This is a genomic window from Streptomyces zagrosensis, from assembly GCF_014203645.1.
Classification (GTDB): Bacteria; Actinomycetota; Actinomycetes; order Streptomycetales; family Streptomycetaceae; genus Streptomyces; species Streptomyces zagrosensis.
In genome coordinates this window covers 1-18186 of sequence record NZ_JACHJL010000018.1, presented here as the reverse complement: position 1 = coordinate 18186, position 18186 = coordinate 1, and the positions used below count along the sequence as shown (strand labels likewise).

Annotated in this window: 14 protein-coding genes and 1 pseudogene; 12 read left to right on the top strand and 3 right to left on the bottom strand. The window is 69.4% G+C overall.

The window, feature by feature from the left end:
• The first annotated feature begins 10 nt into the window (after positions 1-10).
• The 6 genes from pcaH (at position 11) to FHS42_RS27600 (ending at position 8879) form a co-directional block, all read left to right on the top strand.
• On the top strand, positions 11-862 hold the full coding sequence (gene pcaH / locus FHS42_RS27625; protein WP_184576651.1) for a protocatechuate 3,4-dioxygenase subunit beta: 852 nt from the start codon (positions 11-13) through the stop codon (positions 860-862).
• Positions 862-1419 (top strand): protocatechuate 3,4-dioxygenase subunit alpha, encoded by a 558-nt coding sequence (pcaG, locus tag FHS42_RS27620; RefSeq protein ID WP_221476944.1) that lies wholly within the window; start codon positions 862-864, stop codon positions 1417-1419. Before pcaH ends, pcaG begins: the two co-directional genes overlap by 1 nt.
• Before the next feature lie 67 nt (positions 1420-1486).
• Positions 1487-2926, top strand: coding sequence for a 3-carboxy-cis,cis-muconate cycloisomerase (gene pcaB, locus FHS42_RS27615; protein WP_246495510.1), 1440 nt, complete (start codon positions 1487-1489; stop codon positions 2924-2926).
• Positions 2923-4269, top strand: a complete 1347-nt coding sequence (gene pcaDC, locus FHS42_RS27610; protein ID WP_184576649.1) for a bifunctional 3-oxoadipate enol-lactonase/4-carboxymuconolactone decarboxylase PcaDC — start codon at positions 2923-2925, stop codon at positions 4267-4269. The genes pcaB and pcaDC overlap by 4 nt, the downstream gene beginning before the upstream one ends.
• Entirely contained in the window at positions 4269-5453 is a 1185-nt protein-coding gene (locus tag FHS42_RS27605) for a 4-hydroxybenzoate 3-monooxygenase (protein WP_184576647.1), read from the top strand. The genes pcaDC and FHS42_RS27605 overlap by 1 nt, the downstream gene beginning before the upstream one ends.
• 573 nt (positions 5454-6026) lie before the next feature.
• A complete protein-coding gene (locus tag FHS42_RS27600) occupies positions 6027-8879 on the top strand; it encodes a type 1 periplasmic-binding domain-containing protein (RefSeq protein WP_184576645.1) in 2853 nt (950 codons plus the stop codon).
• Between the two features lie 222 nt (positions 8880-9101).
• On the opposite strand, the gene FHS42_RS27595 is transcribed toward FHS42_RS27600, so the two are convergent.
• A complete protein-coding gene (locus FHS42_RS27595; protein WP_184576643.1) occupies positions 9102-9602 on the bottom strand; it encodes a DUF5709 domain-containing protein in 501 nt (166 codons plus the stop codon).
• Between FHS42_RS27595 and FHS42_RS39205 the strand changes: the two genes are divergently transcribed.
• From FHS42_RS39205 to FHS42_RS27575, 4 genes are all read left to right on the top strand, one after another.
• Complete coding sequence (locus FHS42_RS39205; protein WP_376772716.1) at positions 9601-9987, top strand: DUF3093 family protein; 387 nt, start codon at positions 9601-9603, stop codon at positions 9985-9987. The genes FHS42_RS27595 and FHS42_RS39205 overlap by 2 nt on opposite strands.
• A gap of 302 nt (positions 9988-10289) precedes the next feature.
• The gene (locus FHS42_RS27585; protein ID WP_184576638.1) at positions 10290-10910 is read left to right on the top strand and encodes a DUF6230 family protein; all 621 of its coding nucleotides are present in this window, start codon (positions 10290-10292) and stop codon (positions 10908-10910) included.
• Positions 10901-11431, top strand: coding sequence for a DUF6114 domain-containing protein (locus tag FHS42_RS36335; protein ID WP_221476942.1), 531 nt, complete (start codon positions 10901-10903; stop codon positions 11429-11431). The genes FHS42_RS27585 and FHS42_RS36335 overlap by 10 nt, the downstream gene beginning before the upstream one ends.
• Before the next feature lie 136 nt (positions 11432-11567).
• Positions 11568-12260 (top strand): hypothetical protein, encoded by a 693-nt coding sequence (locus tag FHS42_RS27575; protein ID WP_184576636.1) that lies wholly within the window; start codon positions 11568-11570, stop codon positions 12258-12260.
• A 110-nt stretch (positions 12261-12370) separates the two neighbouring features.
• Here the strand turns inward: FHS42_RS27575 and FHS42_RS27570 are convergent, their stop codons facing one another.
• Together FHS42_RS27570 and FHS42_RS27565 are read right to left on the bottom strand one after the other, a co-directional pair.
• On the bottom strand, positions 12371-12877 hold the full coding sequence (locus tag FHS42_RS27570) for a metallophosphoesterase family protein (protein ID WP_184576634.1): 507 nt from the start codon (positions 12875-12877) through the stop codon (positions 12371-12373).
• 79 nt (positions 12878-12956) lie between these two features.
• Positions 12957-14354: a M28 family peptidase gene (locus FHS42_RS27565; RefSeq protein WP_312867062.1), complete on the bottom strand. Its 1398-nt coding sequence runs from the start codon at positions 14352-14354 to the stop codon at positions 12957-12959.
• Positions 14355-15070: 716 nt separating this feature from the next.
• On the opposite strand from FHS42_RS27565, the gene FHS42_RS27560 reads away from it, so the two are divergent.
• Positions 15071-15736 (top strand): DUF1579 family protein, encoded by a 666-nt coding sequence (locus FHS42_RS27560; RefSeq protein WP_312867061.1) that lies wholly within the window; start codon positions 15071-15073, stop codon positions 15734-15736.
• A 386-nt stretch (positions 15737-16122) separates the two neighbouring features.
• A pseudogene (locus FHS42_RS27555) lies at positions 16123-18186 on the top strand (type I polyketide synthase); the annotation flags it as partial.

The window sequence follows — 18186 nt, the reverse complement described above, 5'->3', positions numbered from 1 at the left end:
TCCGCCACCCATGTCTCACGCATCCCTGACGCCCCAGCGCAAGAGCAGCGAACCCGCCGCTCCCACACCGCAGTTGCCGGCCCCGCAGCCCGTCGTCCCAACGCAGCGGGAGATCAGCGCGGAGATCAGCGCCGCCCACGCGCGCGCGGCCGAGGCCGTGACCGCAGGTGCCGCCCCGCTCGACCACCCGCCGCGCAACTTCGCCCCCTACCGCAGCAGCGTCCTGCGCCACCCCCGGCAACCGCTGGTGCGAGTGGAGGACCCCGAGGCCGCTGAACTGCACGGCCCCGTCTTCGGGGTCACCGACGTCACCGACCTCGACGCCGACCTCACCCGGCAGCATCTGGGAGAGCCGCTCGGCGAGCGGATCACCGTATCGGGCCGGATCACCGACCGGGCTGGTCGGCCCGTGCGGGGCCAGTTGGTGGAGGTGTGGCAGGCCAACGCCTCCGGCCGGTACGCGCACCAGCGCGACCAGCACCCCGCGCCGCTGGACCCGCACTTCACCGGCGTCGGCCGCTGCCTGACCGACGACCAGGGCGGGTACCGGTTCACCACCATCAAGCCCGGGGCCTACCCCTGGCGCAACCACGACAATGCCTGGCGGCCCGCACACATCCACTTCTCGCTGTTCGGTACGGCCTTCACGCAGCGTTTGGTGACGCAGATGTACTTCCCCGGCGATCCCCTGTTCCCCTACGACCCGATCTTGCAGTCGGTCACCGAGCCGGCCGCGCGGGAGCGGCTGGTCGCCAGCTACGACCACGCACTGTCCGTCCCCGAGTGGTCGCTTGGCTACCGCTGGAACATCGTGCTCGACGGCCCTGCCGCCACGCTTCCCGACCCCGAGGAGGGCTCCTGATGCCGCGTCCCACTCCCTCCCAGACCGTCGGCCCGTTCTATGGGTACGCGCTGCCCTTCCCAGCCGGCGGCAGCCCCGCGCCGGCCGCTCACCCCGGCGCGGTGACGGTGCACGGCGTGGTGCGGGACGGGGCCGGGGTGCCGGTGCCCGACGCCTTGCTTGAGTTCTGGCAGGCCGCCCCGGACGGCTCCCTCACCGGCCACCCCGGCTCGTTGCGCCGCGACCCGGTCACCGGCGGGTTCCTCGGCCGCGACGGCGTCCACTTCACCGGCTTCGCCCGGGTGCCAACCGACGCGGACGGGCACTGGACGCTGCGTACGCTGGGGCCGCCCGCCGCCACCCCGTATCTGTCGGTGTGTCTGTTCGCCCGCGGGCTGATGCACCATCTGTACACCCGGGTGTATCTGGCCGAGCCGCCCGCCGACGCACTGCTCGACGCACTGCCCGCCGACCGCCGGGCGACGCTGCTCGCCGGGGGCGAGGGCGAGGGGGTCTACCACTTCGACATCCATCTACAGGGGGAAAAGGAGACGGTCTTCCTTGACTTCGACCGCTGACTCCCACGAGCCCGACGCCGAGGGGGCCGCTCACCAGCGGCCCGGCGGCGGCCTGTCCGGCAGCAGCCTGTCTGGCGCCGCGAGCACCGCCGGCCCCTACCGCGCCGAGCATCTCGACGTCGGACTGTTGGCCCCGGTGCGGGCCGCGAGCCCCACCGAAGTGGCCACCGCCGATTACGCGTATCTACAGGCGATGCTCGACGCGGAGGCGGCGCTGACCCGCGCACAAGCCACCGTTGGCCTGGCCCCCGAAAGTGCGGCGCGCACCGTCACCGCCGCGGCCCGCGCCGACCGGTTCGACCTCGCCTCCCTCGCCGCCCGGGCGGGGGCAGGCGGCAATCCGGTCATCCCGCTGGTCGCCGATCTCACTCGCGCGGTGGCCACGGTCGCGGCCGAGGACGCCGAGTACGTACACCGCGGGCCCACCAGCCAGGACATCGTGGACACGGCCTGCATGCTGGTCACAGCCCGGGCCCTTGACCTGATCGCCGCCGACCTCCAGCGCGCCGCCGAGGCCCTTGGCCCCCTGGCGGCCAGGCACCGCGACACCCCGCTCGCCGGCCGCACCCTCACCCAGCACGCGGTGCCCACCACCTTCGGGCTCAAGGCCGCCGGGTGGCGCGCCCTGGTCTTGGACGCATACGAGCGCATCACGCGCGTACGAGCCGCGCTGCCGGTGCAGCTCGGTGGCGCGGCCGGCACCCTCGCCGCCTTCCATGCGTACGCCAGTGGCACCACCGCAGGCTCGGGCGGTGATGTGGGGCTGGCGTTGACCACCGCCTATGCCAGCGAACTCGGCCTGGTCGCGCCCGAGTTGCCATGGCATGTGCTGCGTACGCCGATCGCCGATATCGGCGCGGCACTCGCCGTGTCCGCGGGCGCGCTCGGCAAGATCGCCGAGGATGTGCTGGTCCTGTCGCGTACGGAGATCGCCGAGGTCAGCGAGGGCTCGGGGGGCGGCTCGTCGGCCATGCCGCACAAGGCGAATCCGGTACGCGCCACACTGATCTCCTCCGTGGCCCGCCAGGTGCCCGCGCTGGCGATGGTGCTCTTCGGGTCACTGGCCGCGCCCGATGAGCGCCCGGCGGGGCCGTGGCACGCCGAATGGCAGCCGCTGCGCGACGCGCTGCGGCTGACCGGCGGGGCTGCCCACACGGCGGCCGAGCTCTGCGCTGGTTTGGTGGTTCATCCGGACCGGATGCGCGACAATCTCGCCGTGACCGGTGGCCTGCTGCTCACCGAACGGCTGGCCGCCGAACTCGGTGCGGTCATCGGCCGTGACCGGGCCAAGACGCTGCTGGCTCGGGTGTCGCGCCGAGCAACCGAGCAGGGCATCGAACTGGCTGACGCGCTGCGCGCCGAGCCGCAGTTGGCCGGTGTGCTTCCCGAACCACGGCTGCGCGAACTCACCGACCCGGTCGGCCATCTCGGCTCTGCCGGTGCCCTCACCGACCGCGCCCTTGGGCGTGCTCCCCGCCCTTCGCACCCCCGGCAGGACTCACCATGACACTTCTTCTCCACCACCGCGCCGAAGGCCCGGCGGACGCTCCCGTACTCATCCTCGGGCCCTCGCTCGGCACCTCGCTGTCCCTGTGGGACCGCCAGGTGCCCGCCCTGGCTCGTACGCACCGGGTGATCCGCTGGGACCTGCCGGGCCACGGCGGTTCGCCGGCCGAGCTGCTGCCGGCCGGGGCGACCATCGCGGAGCTGGGTAGCCAGGTCATCGCCCTGGCCGATGCGCTCGGCGCGGCTTCCTTCGCGTACGCGGGCGTCTCGCTCGGCGGCGCGGTCGGCAGCTGGCTCGCCGCCCACCATCCGCAGCGCGTCACCTCGCTGAGCCTGCTCTGCACCTCGGCCCGGTTCGGCGAACCCGAGCCCTGGCGGCAGCGGGCCCAAGCCGTACGCGCCGATGGCATCGCCGCACTGGCCGCCGGTGCCCCCGATCGCTGGTTCACGCCCGGCTTCGCGGCCAGCGGCAACCGGGCCGTGGCGGACCTGGTGGCCGACCACGAGACGGTTGACCCCGAGGGGTACGCGGCGTGTTGCGAGGTCATCGCCGGCCTCGACCTGCGGGCCGACCTGGCGCGTATCACCGCTCCGACCCTGGTCATCGGCGGCCGTGACGACGCTGCGACGCCGCCAGCGCATGCCCGTGCACTCGCGGACGGCATCGCGGACGCCCACCTCGTCGAGATCGCCCGCGCCGGCCATCTGGCGTGCGTGGAACGGCCCCAGGCGGTACTGACCGCGCTGCGAGCGCACCTTGCTGCTGACGGCCTTGGTGAATTTGGTGCACCTGGTGAACCTGACGAGTCGGCTGTATCTGATGAGACGTCAGAGAGCGCGCTAGGAAGGGACGTTGGGACGCAGGAGCCCGATGGGTCCGACGGGTTTTCCCGTGCCACCGCCATGGCCGTACGCCGTGCGGTGCTCGGGGACGCGCACGTGGACCGCGCCGTGGCCCGCACCACCGCCTTCACGGCGCGGTTCCAGGACTTCATCACCCGGTACGCGTGGGGCGAAATCTGGACCAGCGACGTGCTGGACCGCCGCACCCGCAGCTGCATCACGCTCACCGCCCTGGTCGCGGGGGGCCATGAGCAGGAGTTGGCCATGCACGTTCGGGCGGCCCTGCGCAACGGCCTGTCCCCAACACAGATCGGCGAGGTGCTGCTACAGACCGCCGTGTACTGCGGCGTACCGGCCGCCAACTCCGCCTTCGCGGTGGCCGACCGCGTACTCAGCGAGCACCACGGGCCCGGCGATCATGCCCCACCCGCTGGCCCACGCCCCGCCGGGCCCGCAGAATCCGATGCGGAATCTTTCGGCGGCGACAAGGAGAACCACTGATGCGTACCACCGTCGGCATTATCGGCGGCGGCCCCGCCGGCCTGCTGCTGGCTCGGTTGCTGGACAACGCGGGCATCGACAACGTCGTACTGGAGAGCCGCGACCGCTCCTACGTCGAACAGCGCCAGCGGGCCGGCATCTTGGAGCAGCCGACCGTGGACACGCTGCGGGCCGCCGGCGCGGGCGAGCGCATGGACCGCGAGGGCCTGGTGCACCACGGCATCGAGTTGCGCTTTGGCCGCCGCGCCCATCGCATGGACTTCCCCTCGCTCACGGGCGGGCGCGGGGTGTTGGTATACGCCCAAACCGAGGTGGTCAAGGATCTGATCGCACTGCGCCTGGCCGGTGGCGGTCCGCTGCTGTTCACCGCGGAGGTACGGGCCGTCGATGGCGCCGATACCGACCAGCCAGTCATCCACTTCCGGCACGACGACCAGGACAAGACCCTGCACTGCGACTACGTGGTGGGCTGCGACGGCTTCCACGGAGTGGCGCGCGAGGCCATACCCGCGACCGTACGCACCTCCTATGAGCGCACCTATCCGTACTCCTGGCTCGGCATTTTGGCCGAGGCGCCGCCGGTGTACGACGAGTTGGTCTACGCCCACTCCGAGCGCGGATTCGCCCTGGCGAGCGTGCGCTCTTCCAGCGTCAGCCGGCTCTACCTCCAGGTTCCGTGCGACACCGACCTCGCCGACTGGCCGGATGAGCGCATCTGGGATGAGTTGGATGCCCGGTTCGCCTTGGACGAGGACCCGGGCTGGAAGCTGGAGCGGGGTCAGGTCACCTCCAAGGCCGTGTTGCCGATGCGTAGCCATGTGACGGAGCCCATGCGATACGGCCGCGTGTTCCTGGCGGGCGACGCTGCGCACATCGTTCCGCCCACCGGGGCCAAGGGCCTGAACCTGGCCGCGGCCGATGTGACGGTCCTGGCTCGTGCCCTGATCCGGCAGCGCGACACCGGCTCGACACAGTTGCTGGACGCCTACTCCGACACCTGTCTGCGCCGGGTGTGGCGGGCCGAGCACTTCTCCCACCTCATGACCACCACCCTGCACACCGATCCGGCCCACTCCCCGTTCGACACCCGCCTCCAACTCTCGCAGCTGGCCCGCTTCGCCTCGTCGCCGCACGCCGCAGCCGATCTGGCGGACAACTACACGGGGTTGCCCCTTCCGCAGTGAGCAACACGCATCGGCCGCTGCCGGACCTCGGCTGGGCTGCGGCCGGGCCCAGCCGGGTGCCGTCATCGGGGCCCATCCCGCAGTGCCGCCCGTGCCGGCCTCCGTTCGCGATCCACTGCGCACCGCCGCGCTCCGCCCGGAATGCCCGAAACTCGCCCAGCCGCCCATGGCCCGTCATCGATTTCGCGCCCCGCTATACGGCGGTAGTCGGCGCCCCGAAGCAGCGGCCACCGGCCGCACCGACCGCCCCCACCTACGCTTTTCCCAACGACTCCAGAAAGGCATCCTGGGCCCTTCCTGGCGCGACAGTAAGAAAGAAATCCGACGTAACCGCCCCCGCCATTGATCACCTTTCCCTATCCGGAATGCGGCATGGTGATCGAAATTGACGGCCGCACCTCCATCGCCTGCCGCCGGCGGCCCATTGGTAGGCCAAGGCGTCGAGAAGGAAACGCGAACTGGCGTTCCCCTCAAGGGCGCATCGGATGAAAGCCGGGCCCCTCCCCGAGTGTCAGGTGTAGCCTGAGAATTCTTCTTTTGCTTGGCCTATTCAGGTGCGCGGGGGGACCGCTCATGGCCGAAACGACCTTTCCCGACGATGCAGGGGCGGATGACTTCGCCCGCGAGTACCCGGGGGCCATCGCACCCGCCGATCGGCGATATCTCGCCATCCGGGCGCCCTTGCTGTTGCTGCGGTTACCGGCCGAGGCCCCGGGCTCACCGGCGCCGGAGACCTACCGTGCACGGACCCAGCGGGTGGTGGCCGCGCTGCGGGAGCCGCTACGGGAGGAAGGCGGAAAGCGCGTCCCCTACGCCGCGGTGGAGCCGACCAGGGACGACGGCCTCGTCGCGGCTGACGTGAGTCAAAGTCTCGCCTTCGGCGTCCCCCGCCATATGACACCCGATCGGTTCCCCGACTCCGATCTCATGCGCGACCTGGTGTCCGCCATCCAGGCGCGTGGCGCCGCGCCATCCGCAGCCGGCACCTCGGGCACGGGAGTCCAGGGGGGCCAGGCAGACCAAGGGAGTCAGGGAGCAAGCGCCTCGGACCCGCAGGCCACGGGCGCGAGCGCCGGGCCGCTGCCCGGGCCCGTGCAGGACGCGATCGCCCTACGGGACTACGCCTACCAGTGCCGGGTAGCCCGCGGCGGATTGCCCAAGGCCCTGTGGTCGCTCGGTGGCACGGCGAGCCCCGGTGGCGGCGGGCTCTGGGCTTGGATGCTGCAAACCTTCTGGCTCTCCTTCACCCGTACGCTGCCGCGCTGGTGGTGGGCCCGCCGAGTGACCCGGCGGCTGATCCGCGGGGCGCGCCCGGGCTCAGGCGGCCGGCAGGGCTGGCTCGGTGCCGAACTCAACGTCACTCGCAGCCGGGAGGGCCTTTTCCCGGTAATGAACGCGGTGGCCGGGCGGCAGGCCATCCGGCTCGAACCCACCGCAACCCCGCAACAGCGCGAACAAGCCCTGGCCGTCCTTGATCATCTGCTGGCCCTCGCCTTGCTGGCCGATCTGTCCCGGCCCCAGGTCGGCGGGCTGCTGCCCAAGCGGCGACGGCGCACGGCCCGCCCGGTGGTGCTCATCCAGGTCCCCTATCCGGGTGAACCGGGTGCCCGGGCCGCGGAGCGCTTCTTGACCTCGTACTACCGGGCTCGGGCCGATATCCCTTCGCCGGGGCCCTTGGTGATCGCCGTGGGCCACTTCTCCGATGCGCTGCTCAGCGCACTCGGCAATCCGCAGCAAAGCGGCTTCTCCAAGGCCGGACAGGGGCTGCGCGAAGGAGCCGAGCATCCGATCCTGGTCGGTCTACGGGAGGAGTCGCTCACTCAGCGCGGCCTGCCCATCGGCAGCCGTGCGCCCCGTGGCTACCTGCTGGATTGGCGCGTGCAAACGGCTTTGGTGACGGGGAGTTCGTTGCTGGCAAGCTCGCTGGCTGTCAGCCTCATCGTCAGCGATGGGTGGCTCGCACCCCCAACAGACAGTACGTGCGTGGTTGGGGACGCCACCGTCCCGCAGCACTCCCAGCCGCCGGACGTCCATCCGCTGGAGTGGTACGAGACGGTGCGTAAGGCCATCGATGCACAAAACAGCCGGGCCGAGGATCTCGCCAAGCGCGGCAAGACGGTACGCACCGTCGTCTATTTCACCTCCGCCGGCCCGGAAAGCAGGACCCAGACGTTGTTCGACGGGATCGTGCCGGAGTTGCGGGGCATTGTGCTCTGGCAGCGGCGGCTCAACGACGAGGCGTTCTCCGATGACTCACGCGTCCCACTTCGAGTGGAGGTGCGCAACACCGGCCGCGGCTTCGTCCACGCCCCCGAGGAGGCCAAAAAGCTGGTGCAGGAGGTGCGCGCCGGGAACCGCACCGGCGCCCGGGAAATCGTCGGTGTGCTGGGCTATGCCCAGAGCCGCGATGTCACCCGACAGGCCCTGCGTATCCTCGCCGAGGCGCGGATACCGGCCGTGGGAACCACGGCGACCGCCGATGAGATGCAGGTCGGTGACTACTACTGGCCCCTCACTCCGGTCAACAGCACCGAGGCGAGGATCACCGCCTCCTTCGCCCGCTATCAGCGATTGGTGGCACGGCCCAGCGGCGACGGATGCACGCCGGCCCGGCGCGCGATCGTGGTGCAGAGCTCCGATGACCTTTACAGCCGCAGTTTGGCCGGCCAGTTCATCGACGGCTTCGCCAACGGCGCGGGAGGGATCGGCGCGGACGGCGCGGCCGAACTGCTCAACTTTTCACAGGACGGCGACTTCAGTAACGCCACATCCGGCGTCTTTGGATACTCCCGACCGAGTGACCTCGCCGCCAAGGTGTGCGAGACGCTGAATACGAAGAGCCCGACCGTCGTTTATTGGGCGGCCCGCACCCGGGACTTCACCGCCTTCGTCAACGCCTTGGACGCACGCAACTCCTGCAACCATGAGGCCATCACCGTGTTGGCCGGCAACGAGTTGACCAATGTGGCTCAGACTGGCGAGTTCGAGGGGAAGAGTTGGCTGCGGCTGTACTACTCGGCACACCGACTACCGGACGCCGATGACCGGGCGAGCCGCAAGACCAAGCAATTCGTCGCTACCTACAACCAGTTCGTCGCGGGCCAAAAGGGCAGAGACCCGTGGCGCAACGATGGTCAGGCGGCCGTCGCCTACGACGCTTTGCACGTCCTGTCGCAGGCCGTGGACTTGGCCAGGGCCGACACCAGCGTCGGCATGAGCGCGGTGAGCACCGCGCTCAGGTCCGGGATCGCCTTCGAAGGCGCTACCGGAACGGTCAGCTACGCCCCCGGGAGCAACGCGCCGCCGCGGGACAAGACCCTGGTCGTCTTGCGGCTGACGCCCCAGGGCCCACGCACCGCGGTCGCCTGCGGGGCGTACGCGCAGGGCCAGCGGTATGCGGACCAGGGCGTGCCCTGCGCACGGTAACAGCGTTACCTGGCACGCGCGTTGTCGCCGCACACATCCCGTCGTGCTGCTCGTCTGCGGGGCGTACGGGGGCGCGCGGGGCCTACGGGGTGCGCGGGGCGTACGGGTCGCGCAGGGCGTACGGGGTGCGCGGGGCCACGGGGGCGTGGCTCGCTCCAGCAAGCGCAGGAGCTCCACCGGCGGGCGTACGGGCTGGCCAGCTACCCGAAGTGCCCAGGCCGGTCAGCGCTGGTCAAGCTCGGTGTCAGGGTTTTCGTCCACGAACTCTTCCGGCTCTTGCGTCACGTGCACGGCCGCCTCCTCGGCCCCGGCGGCGCCACCGTCGATGCCGACGTCGCGGGCGACCAGGTCCTTGGTGGTGTCGGGGTGGGCACCCTCGTCGGGCGCGACGATACGGCCCGCGCGATCGGTACCCACCTCGCCGTCGATCAGCTCCCCTTCGCCACCGGGCACGTCTCCCCTGCCATCGCCCTCCGGCACGGCGACGTCGGGGACCTCCTGGGCCAGCCGCTCATCCAGCGTTTCGCCGCGGTTTTGCTCCTCGGCCGTGACGCCGATCTTGTTGACACCCAGCGGCTTCTCCGGCGGCGAGTAACCCTCGTCGAGGATCTCGTCATAGCCCCGCTCGTTCAGGGTGTCCTGCGGGTCCAGCGGGGCGGCGTCCTCTTGCTCCTCGTTGGTCCCCGTGGGCTGGTAGACGTCATCCGCCATCTCGTCGCTCATGCTTCCTCCACGGTGTACTGCCGGGTGCTGGCGTGCTCGCCTTCGGCGAGTCCCGCCCCTTCCATCATGCGCCCCAGCCACACACCAGCACCGTGCAACCATCGGGCCCCGGCGCGCCGCCCCGCCGCCAGTGGGCGCCTCCCTCACGGTGGGCTCGATCCGGTTGCCGATCGATGTGCTGGGAATGCCGGAGATCTTGGATCGGGAGGAGGCACTGGCTTGGCGTACCCGCCGCGCCGACGCCCGCGCTGATGTTCCTTCGCAGCCACGTCCCGACCGCGCTACGCATCGAGATCAAGGACCCGACCACCGCGCCCCGTGTCTATACGTCTCGGCCCGTCAGCCCCGCACGCTCGTCGCGGTTCTCACCTTCGCCAAACGCTGAGCACACCGCACCGCGCGCTCGGTTGGCGTACGCGAACGACGCTGCGGTCGCTGCCCGTTGGACCCCTCCGCCGCTCGCGTAGGCGGCCTTGACCTCCACCGTCGAAACTCACGAAAAGCAGGCCGCCCGGCATCTTGCCAGTGCCCACTGGCCGAACTTACTCTCAAGTAAGCCAACCCAGGTTGGCATGCACGGGTCATTCATGTGGGGCGTCAAGCTGAGCCGCTCACGCCACCGCACACCCGAATCCTCACCCGCACCCCAGCACGCACCACCCTGCTCTGCGAAGGGGATATATCACGATGAGAGATGAGCAAGGCATACATGTAATAGGACGAGTGAGATGGCGTAGATTCGCCGTGCTCTCCGTACCTGGCTTCGCCGCGACGGCCGCCTTGGCCGTCGCTTTGGCCAACGGTGCGCTCGCCGCGTCGTTCGCCGTCTCCGGCCAGCAGTTCAAGGTGGCCGCCGACGACCTCAAGGGAGACGGCTTCGCCCAGTACGGCAGCGTGGATGCCAATGCCCGCGGTGACCTGCTGCCTGTGGCGGTGACGGCCATCAAGAAAGCCGAGCTCAGGAACCTGTGCCAGTCGGTCGTCACCAAGCTGCCGGTCATCGGCAACATCTCGCTGAAGCTGTCAGCAGGCACGGGCTCCAAGCCGGTGCAGGCCACTGACCTGTACATGGACGCCACCGACATCGCAGGTGATGCGAGCTTCAACAACATCGAGATCGGTCGGGACGCTTCCACCGTCGATAAGGGGCCCGATGGTGCCCAGGGCATGCAGGACGCGTTCGCGCAGCAGGCCGATGACATTCACATCGCCAAGCTCCGCACGGTCGCTTGGGCCACTACCGCGGGCAGCTTCAAGCTCAACGGACTGAGCATGAAGATCAGCAAGGGCAAGAAGGAATGCTTCTGAGCTTCCGGCGGTGGCGCAAGGGCAGACCATTTTGGGGCGGGCTGACCACCGTCTTCGCAGGAGCGGAAATGGCCGCGATACCGCTGGCGCCGTTGAAGGTCATGGTCCTCCAGGGCGTCACCGGCGTCGTATCGGTGCTGATGGGGCTGGTCCTGATCGTGATGGGCCTCAGCGCCTGGTTCGCGCCCTACTACCGGGGGCTCGCGGGTGTACTCGCCGTCATGGTCGCGGCGGGCGCCTTGATCCTCTCCAACCTCGGTGGCTTCTTCATCGGCACCATCGCCGGCGTGATCGGCGGCAGCCTCATCTTCGCCTGGCAGCCCCTGCCACCGCGGGAGCAGGCGAATCCCCCAACGGCTCCCATCGAAACCACCTCGCCGGGGGCTGAACACACCGAGCACACAGAACACACCGAACACACAGCAGACGCCGCGAGCGCACCGCACACCGAACTCTCGGAGCACTACCCGGGCGAGGGTGCGGCCAGCGCCCGCGGGCAGGCAGCCGGCTCAGCACCGTAGAACCGCCGCACCCCTGAATCCCCCGAACCCCCGCACCCCCGAACCGCATCCGCAGTCCGCAGTCCGCAGTCCGCAGTCCATCCGAACGATGCCACCCACGAATGGCATCCATTCCTCCCACTCAAGGAGTCACACGATGTCCCAGTCCTTGCCACTGCGCGCCGTCATAGCGGCGGGCGCCGGGCTCGCCAGCGTCGCCGCTCTGTCCCTCACCGGTACGGCAACCGCCCAGTCCACCGCCGCGGCAGGCCCCACAACGGTGAGCCCGGCCGGGCACTACTTCAAGGCCACCCTCTCCGGGAAGGCCACCTTCAAGGCCGGGTCCGTGACGGTGACGTGCTCCGTCTCCACCTCGCAGCCCAACAGCCCGGTGGGCAGCAACGCCAACAACCAGGTTCCGGCGGCCCCTGCCAACAGCAACTCCGCCGGGCCGGTCGGCGGTCCGCTCAACCCGCCGACGTACAGTTCCTGCACCTCCAGCATGCCCGGGGTCAGCGCAAGCATCACCACCAGCGGAACCTGGGGCATCTCGGTACAGCACGGGAACGCGGTGAGCGCCAACCTCACCATGCCGACCAGCGGCTTCGTCCTGAAGACCAGCGGCCTGGCCTCGTGCACGGTCACCGCCGCACCCACCGGCGAGGCGTCGGTCTCCGGCTCGTGGACCAACGGCGCGCCCTCCAAGCTCGCCTTCACCAACGCGTCGGTGCCCATCAAGGTGATCGGCGGCTTCGGCTGCCCGACCAGTTCCACCAGCTCGACGTTCAATGTCGCCTACAACGTCACCGATGTGACCGACTCGGCATCCCAGATCACCGTGACCGGCTGACCCACGGCAGCGCACACGGATCGCGGCGCTCGCGCCCACCAGACCCCCGGGGGCGCGAGCGCCGCCCCGCTCCTTCGTGGGCCAGCTTCGTGGCGTAGGCCAACGGACGCTCATCGATGGCGAGGCAGTCGGTGCACTTCCACGCCGGTGAGGTGGCCGGCCTCCACGTCCGCCGTCAGATAGGTGCAGTACGGCTGCCGCCGCCGGTCGGTCGGCGAGCCTGGGTTGAGCAGCCGCAGCCGGCCGTCTTCGCTCACGCTGTCCCAGGGAATGTGGCTGTGCCCGAAGACCAGGACGTCAAGGTCGGGGAACCGTGCGGCGCAGCGGCGCTCACGGCCCTGCGCGGGCCCGGTCTCGTGCACCACGCCGAAGCGCAACCCGCCCAGTTCCACCGAGGCCACCTCGGGCAGCCGGGCGCGCAACGGGGGGCCATCGTTGTTGCCGTAGACGCCGATCAACCGCTGGGCCCGACTCTCCAGCAGGTCAAGCGTCGCCGTATCGACCCAGTCCCCCGCGTGGATGACGACATCGGCGCGCGGTACTTCGGCGAGCAGTTGGGGCGGCAGCACCTTGGCGCGCCGGGGCAGGTGGGTGTCGGACATCAGTAGCAGTCGCACCCGAGAACCGTAGCCGTCGCCGCGCCACGCGCGGGGCATCCAGCGGCCCCGCGCGGGCCGTCCGTGCGGGATCGGGTGGTTAGGACTCCGGTACTGCGGCGCTGGCCGCGGCTTCGTCGCCCGCCAGCGGGATGCGTAGCGTGTCCGGGTCGCAGCCGACGGTACCGGCGATGATGCGAGCCGCCGCCTTGGAGAGCGGGACCAGGCTTGGCTCATCGACCTTGTCGGGCGTGTCACGCGGGTCGAAGATATAGATCGGCGTGCAGATGTACTGCACGAGGGGCACGCCGGTGTAGTAGAAGTACGCACCGTCCGTGGCCGGGTTCGGGGCCAGTGCGGTCGGTGACAGCAGCCAGGAGCGCTTGATGTCCTCCGCGGCGAGCGAGTCGAGGACCAGGTTCTCCAGCGCGGGGGCCTGGGTGGCGAACCACCAGCGCACCTCGGGGTCGTCGCTGGGCACGACCTCGCCATCGATCACGTCGGCGCGGCGGGCGACGTGCTCCAGGTGCATCTCCAGGACGACCTGCGGGAACAGGTCCTGGTGGTCCGCAATGAACGCCTGGGTGCCGGCGGCTCCCGCCATATGGCCGGAGGTCAACAGGAAAAGCATGTTGTGCGGGCGTAGTTCCTGCGGCACCGATGCCCAGAACTTGGCCTGCGCGAGGACGAGCGACACACCGGACGCGTCCTCGACCGCCGAGGCCCACGGGCCGTCGTGGTGCGAGCCGATGATCACCCAGTGGTCGGAGGCGCCGGGCAGGGTGCCGATGACGTTGTGGGTGGTCTCCTCGGTGAGCGTGGCATCGGAGACGATGCGACCCTCGCACGCGCCGGAGGCCATCAACTCACGAACCTTGCGGCCGTCGTTGCCACTCAGCCAGATGCCGGGGATGGGCCGGCGCTCGGCGTCATAGGGCCAGTAGAAGTCGCTGGTCTCCCACGGCACGCCGGTGAGCAAGCCGACGTAGGCCGTGGCGCCGTTCTTGGCGGCCACATCGAAGTCGAGCACGTGCGGCAGGTCGAAGGGCACCATTTGGACCAGGTCGGGCAGCACGCCCTCCGGGTCGTACAAGTCGGTGGCCCGCTCGGCCAGTTGCGATTGCGGCACCTGCGAGAAGGTGATCTCCTGGACGGCGATGCCGCCGCTCACCTCGCCGTCCTCCATGCGTGCCAGCCGCCCCTCGGTGCCCTCGGTGGGGGTCGAGTACGGCAGGGCGAGGCCGGTGAAGCGGATGGCCTGGTCGGGCTGGCCGGTGGGCCAGATTTCGAAGTGCGCCGACTTCGGCCGCCAGATGGGGGTGTTGAGCGGCTCAAGCCGGACGTCTTCGAGTCCGGTGTCGCGGAACTGCTCGGCAGCCCACTCCTCGATCCAGCTATCGGCGGGATAACCGGCCCGACGGATGCCCTGCTGGTAGATGTTCTCGATCCAGCCCATCATCTCTTTCGAGGTGGGCGCTTGATCGAAATACTTAGCCACCGCGGGCCAATTGCTCGAAAGACTCGTGAGAGGAGACTTCCCAACTCCGTCAGACTCGCCCATCGCCATCCTCCTTGTCACACATACCTTCTTGCCCACGAACGTCTTCTTGTTCGCGAACGCCCTCTTGTCACGAACGCCTTTATGTCGGGAACGCTGCCAGAAAAACAACCAGCCAGCACTGAGGTCACCGACTCCGCGTCCGGCTTCATGATGAACGACGCGGCTAAAGCTGAGCTAAGGCGCCTTCAGTGTCCGAAAAGGCCCTGGAGCGGAAGCGGGTAGGTGCTACGTTCACCGAAGATCCGCCGCAGGCCCGTCAAAGAACGGGCGTGCGGGCGCGCCCATCGCGAACGACGCATCCGCCGCGAACGGGAATGTAGCGGAGAAACTCCACAGCGAAGCCGAAATAGCGGTTGCGGTACCCGGTTCGCAAACCTGATCTCGCGGCCTCGGTGGCTCCGACGTCAGCTGAGGACGCTGCGGGAAGCCCGACGCAGCGAGCGTTTCACGCCACGCCTTAGCGCACCTTTAGCGATGACCCGAACGATGGTCGCCACATGCCCACCCGGCGCAGATGGTGGTTCCCACGGCCGTTCGGGCCGCCCAAGCCCACCGCGGGCCCAACGCCCGTAACTACCGCATCGCCACCCGGGCCGGTGGGTCACCAGCGGCCTTCGCCGCAGGTCAATGCCCGAACATCGCTGGAGTTGAGTGTGGATACCGAGAAACCAGAAGGGCAAGAGCGCCGGCTGGCCCGTGCGCTGTGGAGGCGTCGCGTCCCCATCGGCATAACGAGCGCGGCAGCCGTTGGCCTGGCCCTGCTGGCCGTGGGCCCGGTCGGCGCCGAGACCGCCAATAAGAGTGAGGCCGCCGCCCAGTCGCAGCACTCCCAGCCCAAGAAGCCGCGCACGCTGCCCGCGCCCCCGCAGGTGCGGGGTCTTGACTTCCTGCTCGGCACCTTCACCTGTGACTACGCGCCGCCGCCCGGCTCCAAGCCGGCGACGATGACGATGACCACGAAGCGCGCCATGGGCGGGCACTACTACTACACCGACGCCACGATGCAGCCCGGTGACGTGGTGGGCCGGGCAACCTTCGGCTGGGACCCGGTGGCAAAGAAATTCATCAACCAGTACCACGACAACTGGGGAAGCAGCGCAAACTACGCCGCTGGTCCCTGGAAGGACGGGCATCTGGTATTCACGGGCCGGCTCAGTCAGGTGGTGAAGCCCAGCCCCACCGGGGAGACCACGGGCGTCCCGATCGATCTTCGGGACGACTATCAGGTGGTGAACAAGAATCACTTCACCAACGAACAGCGGATGACGTTCTCCGATGGAACGGTTTTGACGGGTAGTTACGACTGCCGCCGTAAGTAACCGTCACACCGTACGACACATTCTGGCTCGCACACCGGCCCGGCCGCCCTATCGGCCGGGCCGGTTAGTGGCGTTGCGCCCTACTCGACATGGGTCCTACTCGGTGGAGCCGGTTCGGTGGGGCCGGCCCCGTCGATTACCGGCCGGCCCGGCTTCCCGAGCAACGCGAAATAGCGCCAGCGAGCCGGGATTAGATCGACTTTAGGGGCGTCCACGACGCTGGCACCAGGCGGGGCCCGCGAACGACGCCCAGCACGATCCCCCTTTGGAATGGGCGAAGCCATCCTTCCCTTCCACATAAGCCGTTCGCGCCGGGCACCCGTTGTGTTCAGTAAAAGGCACGAGGTCGCCGGTGACCGCCGAGGGAAGTGGGTACGCCGCCAATGGCGAACAATGAAGAAAAGCTTCTCGACTACCTCAAGCGCGTCACGGCGGACCTGCGGCAGACTCAGCGTCGCCTCAAGGAGGTCGAGTCGGCAGGTCATGAACCCGTGGCGATCGTGGGCATGGCGTGCCGATTCCCCGGAGGCGTGCAATCTCCCGGGGATCTGTGGGAGTTGGTGGCAGCGGGCCGGGACGCCATTTCTGAGGTGCCGACCGACCGCAACTGGGACCTGGACTCCTTCTACGACCCCGACCCGGAGCACCTGGGCACCAGCTACGCGCGCGAGGGCGGCTTCCTGGACGACGCCGCCGGGTTCGACGCCGCCTTCTTCGGCATCAGCCCGCGTGAGGCACTGGGCATGGCGCCGCAGCAGCGGCTGGCGCTTGAGGCATCGTGGGAGGCCATCGAGCACGCCGGGATCAACCCGGAGTCGCTACGCGGCACCCAGACCGGCACCTTCATCGGCTGCGACCACCTCGACTATTGCTCCGACGAGTCCCAGGTCCCCGAGGGCTCGGCCGGCTACTTCACCATCGGCAACTCCGCCAGCGTGGTCTCCGGGCGCGTCGCGTACACCCTGGGCCTGGAGGGTGCGGCCGTCACGGTGGACACCGCGTGCTCCTCGTCGCTGGTGGCCATGCACCTGGCGTGCCAGGCGATCCGGCAGGGCGAGTGCGATATGGCGCTGGCCGGCGGGGCCGCCGTCATGTCGTCCACGGCACCCTTCATCGGCTTCAGCGAGCTGCGCGGTCTCGCACCGGATGGCCGGTCCAAGCCGTTTTCGGTGAACGCAGACGGCATCTCGATGGCCGAGGGCGTCGGTGTACTCCTCCTGGAGCGGTTGTCGGACGCCCGGCGCAACGGGCATCAGGTGCTCGCCGTGATCCGTGGCACCGCGGTCAACCAGGACGGGGCCAGCAACGGCCTGACCGCACCGAACGGCCCCGCTCAGCAGCGCGTCATCCGACAGGCGCTGGCCAACGCCCGGCTGTCCGCGTCCGAGGTGGACGCCGTTGAAGCGCACGGCACCGGCACCGCGCTGGGCGATCCCATCGAGGCACAGGCGCTGCTCGCCACGTACGGCCAGGAGCGACCCGACGAACAGCCGCTGCTGCTCGGCTCGATCAAGTCCAACATCGGGCACTCGCAGATGGCCGCCGGCGCGGCCGGTGTGATCAAGATGGTGATGGCGATGCACCATCAGATGTTGCCCGCATCGCTGCACATCGACGAGCCGACCCCGCACGTGGATTGGTCATCGGGCAACATTCGGCTGCTGGCTGAGGCGACCGATTGGCCGCAAGGGGACCATCCGCGCCGGGCAGGTGTCTCGTCCTTCGGCATCAGCGGGACCAACGCTCATGTGATCCTGGAACAGGCGCCGTTGACAGCTGCCACGTCGGCGATCGACGAGAACGACGCCGATCAGACAGCTGAGGCCAACGAGGCAGAGCAGGCCCGTGCCACGACGGCCGGCGACCAGCCGGCTACCCACCCGGAAGCCGCGGCTCAGCGCGACATGCACGGTGCCACGGCGTCGGTCGGCGAGTCCACGCCACCGCAAGGTGGCGTAGTGCCGTGGCTGCTGTCGGCCCGTAGTGCTGAGGCGTTGCGCGGGCAGGCGCGGGCGCTGGCCGCGCGGGTCGCCGCAGATGCGGAGTTGTCGCCGGTCGATGTGGGCTGGTCGCTGCTCAGGTCACGATCATTGTTCGACCACCGGGCCGTGGTCGTAGGAGGCAACCGGGACGAGTTGCTGACCGGACTAGAGGCCCTAGCCCGCGGCGAAAACCATCCTGGCGTCACCAACCCCGAAACACCGGTCAGCACCACCTCCGGGCACACGGTGTTCCTCTTCAGCGGCCAAGGCAGCCAACGCCCCGGCATGGGCCGCGAACTGTACGAACGCTTCCCCACCTACGCCGAGACCTTCGACCACGTCTGTGATCTCCTTGACCCCCACCTGGAGCACTCCCTCAAGGACGTGGTGTTCACCGGCGGACCCGACCATCTCCTTGACCACACCACCTACGCCCAAGCCGGCCTGTTCGCCCTACACATCGCCCTC

Excerpts from the sequence above, each read along its gene's own strand:
- pcaH (WP_184576651.1), top strand. The coding sequence starts at position 11 with ATGTCTCACGCATCCCTGACGCCCCAGCGCAAGAGCAGCGAACCCGCC.
- pcaG (WP_221476944.1), top strand. The coding sequence starts at position 862 with ATGCCGCGTCCCACTCCCTCCCAGACCGTCGGCCCGTTCTATGGGTAC.
- pcaDC (WP_184576649.1), top strand. The coding sequence starts at position 2,923 with ATGACACTTCTTCTCCACCACCGCGCCGAAGGCCCGGCGGACGCTCCC.
- FHS42_RS27605 (WP_184576647.1), top strand. The coding sequence starts at position 4,269 with ATGCGTACCACCGTCGGCATTATCGGCGGCGGCCCCGCCGGCCTGCTG.
- FHS42_RS27600 (WP_184576645.1), top strand. The coding sequence starts at position 6,027 with ATGGCCGAAACGACCTTTCCCGACGATGCAGGGGCGGATGACTTCGCC.
- FHS42_RS39205 (WP_376772716.1), top strand. The coding sequence starts at position 9,601 with ATGCTTCCTCCACGGTGTACTGCCGGGTGCTGGCGTGCTCGCCTTCGG.
- FHS42_RS27595 (WP_184576643.1), bottom strand. The coding sequence starts at position 9,602 with ATGAGCGACGAGATGGCGGATGACGTCTACCAGCCCACGGGGACCAAC.
- FHS42_RS27585 (WP_184576638.1), top strand. The coding sequence starts at position 10,290 with ATGAGAGATGAGCAAGGCATACATGTAATAGGACGAGTGAGATGGCGT.
- FHS42_RS36335 (WP_221476942.1), top strand. The coding sequence starts at position 10,901 with ATGCTTCTGAGCTTCCGGCGGTGGCGCAAGGGCAGACCATTTTGGGGC.
- FHS42_RS27575 (WP_184576636.1), top strand. The coding sequence starts at position 11,568 with ATGTCCCAGTCCTTGCCACTGCGCGCCGTCATAGCGGCGGGCGCCGGG.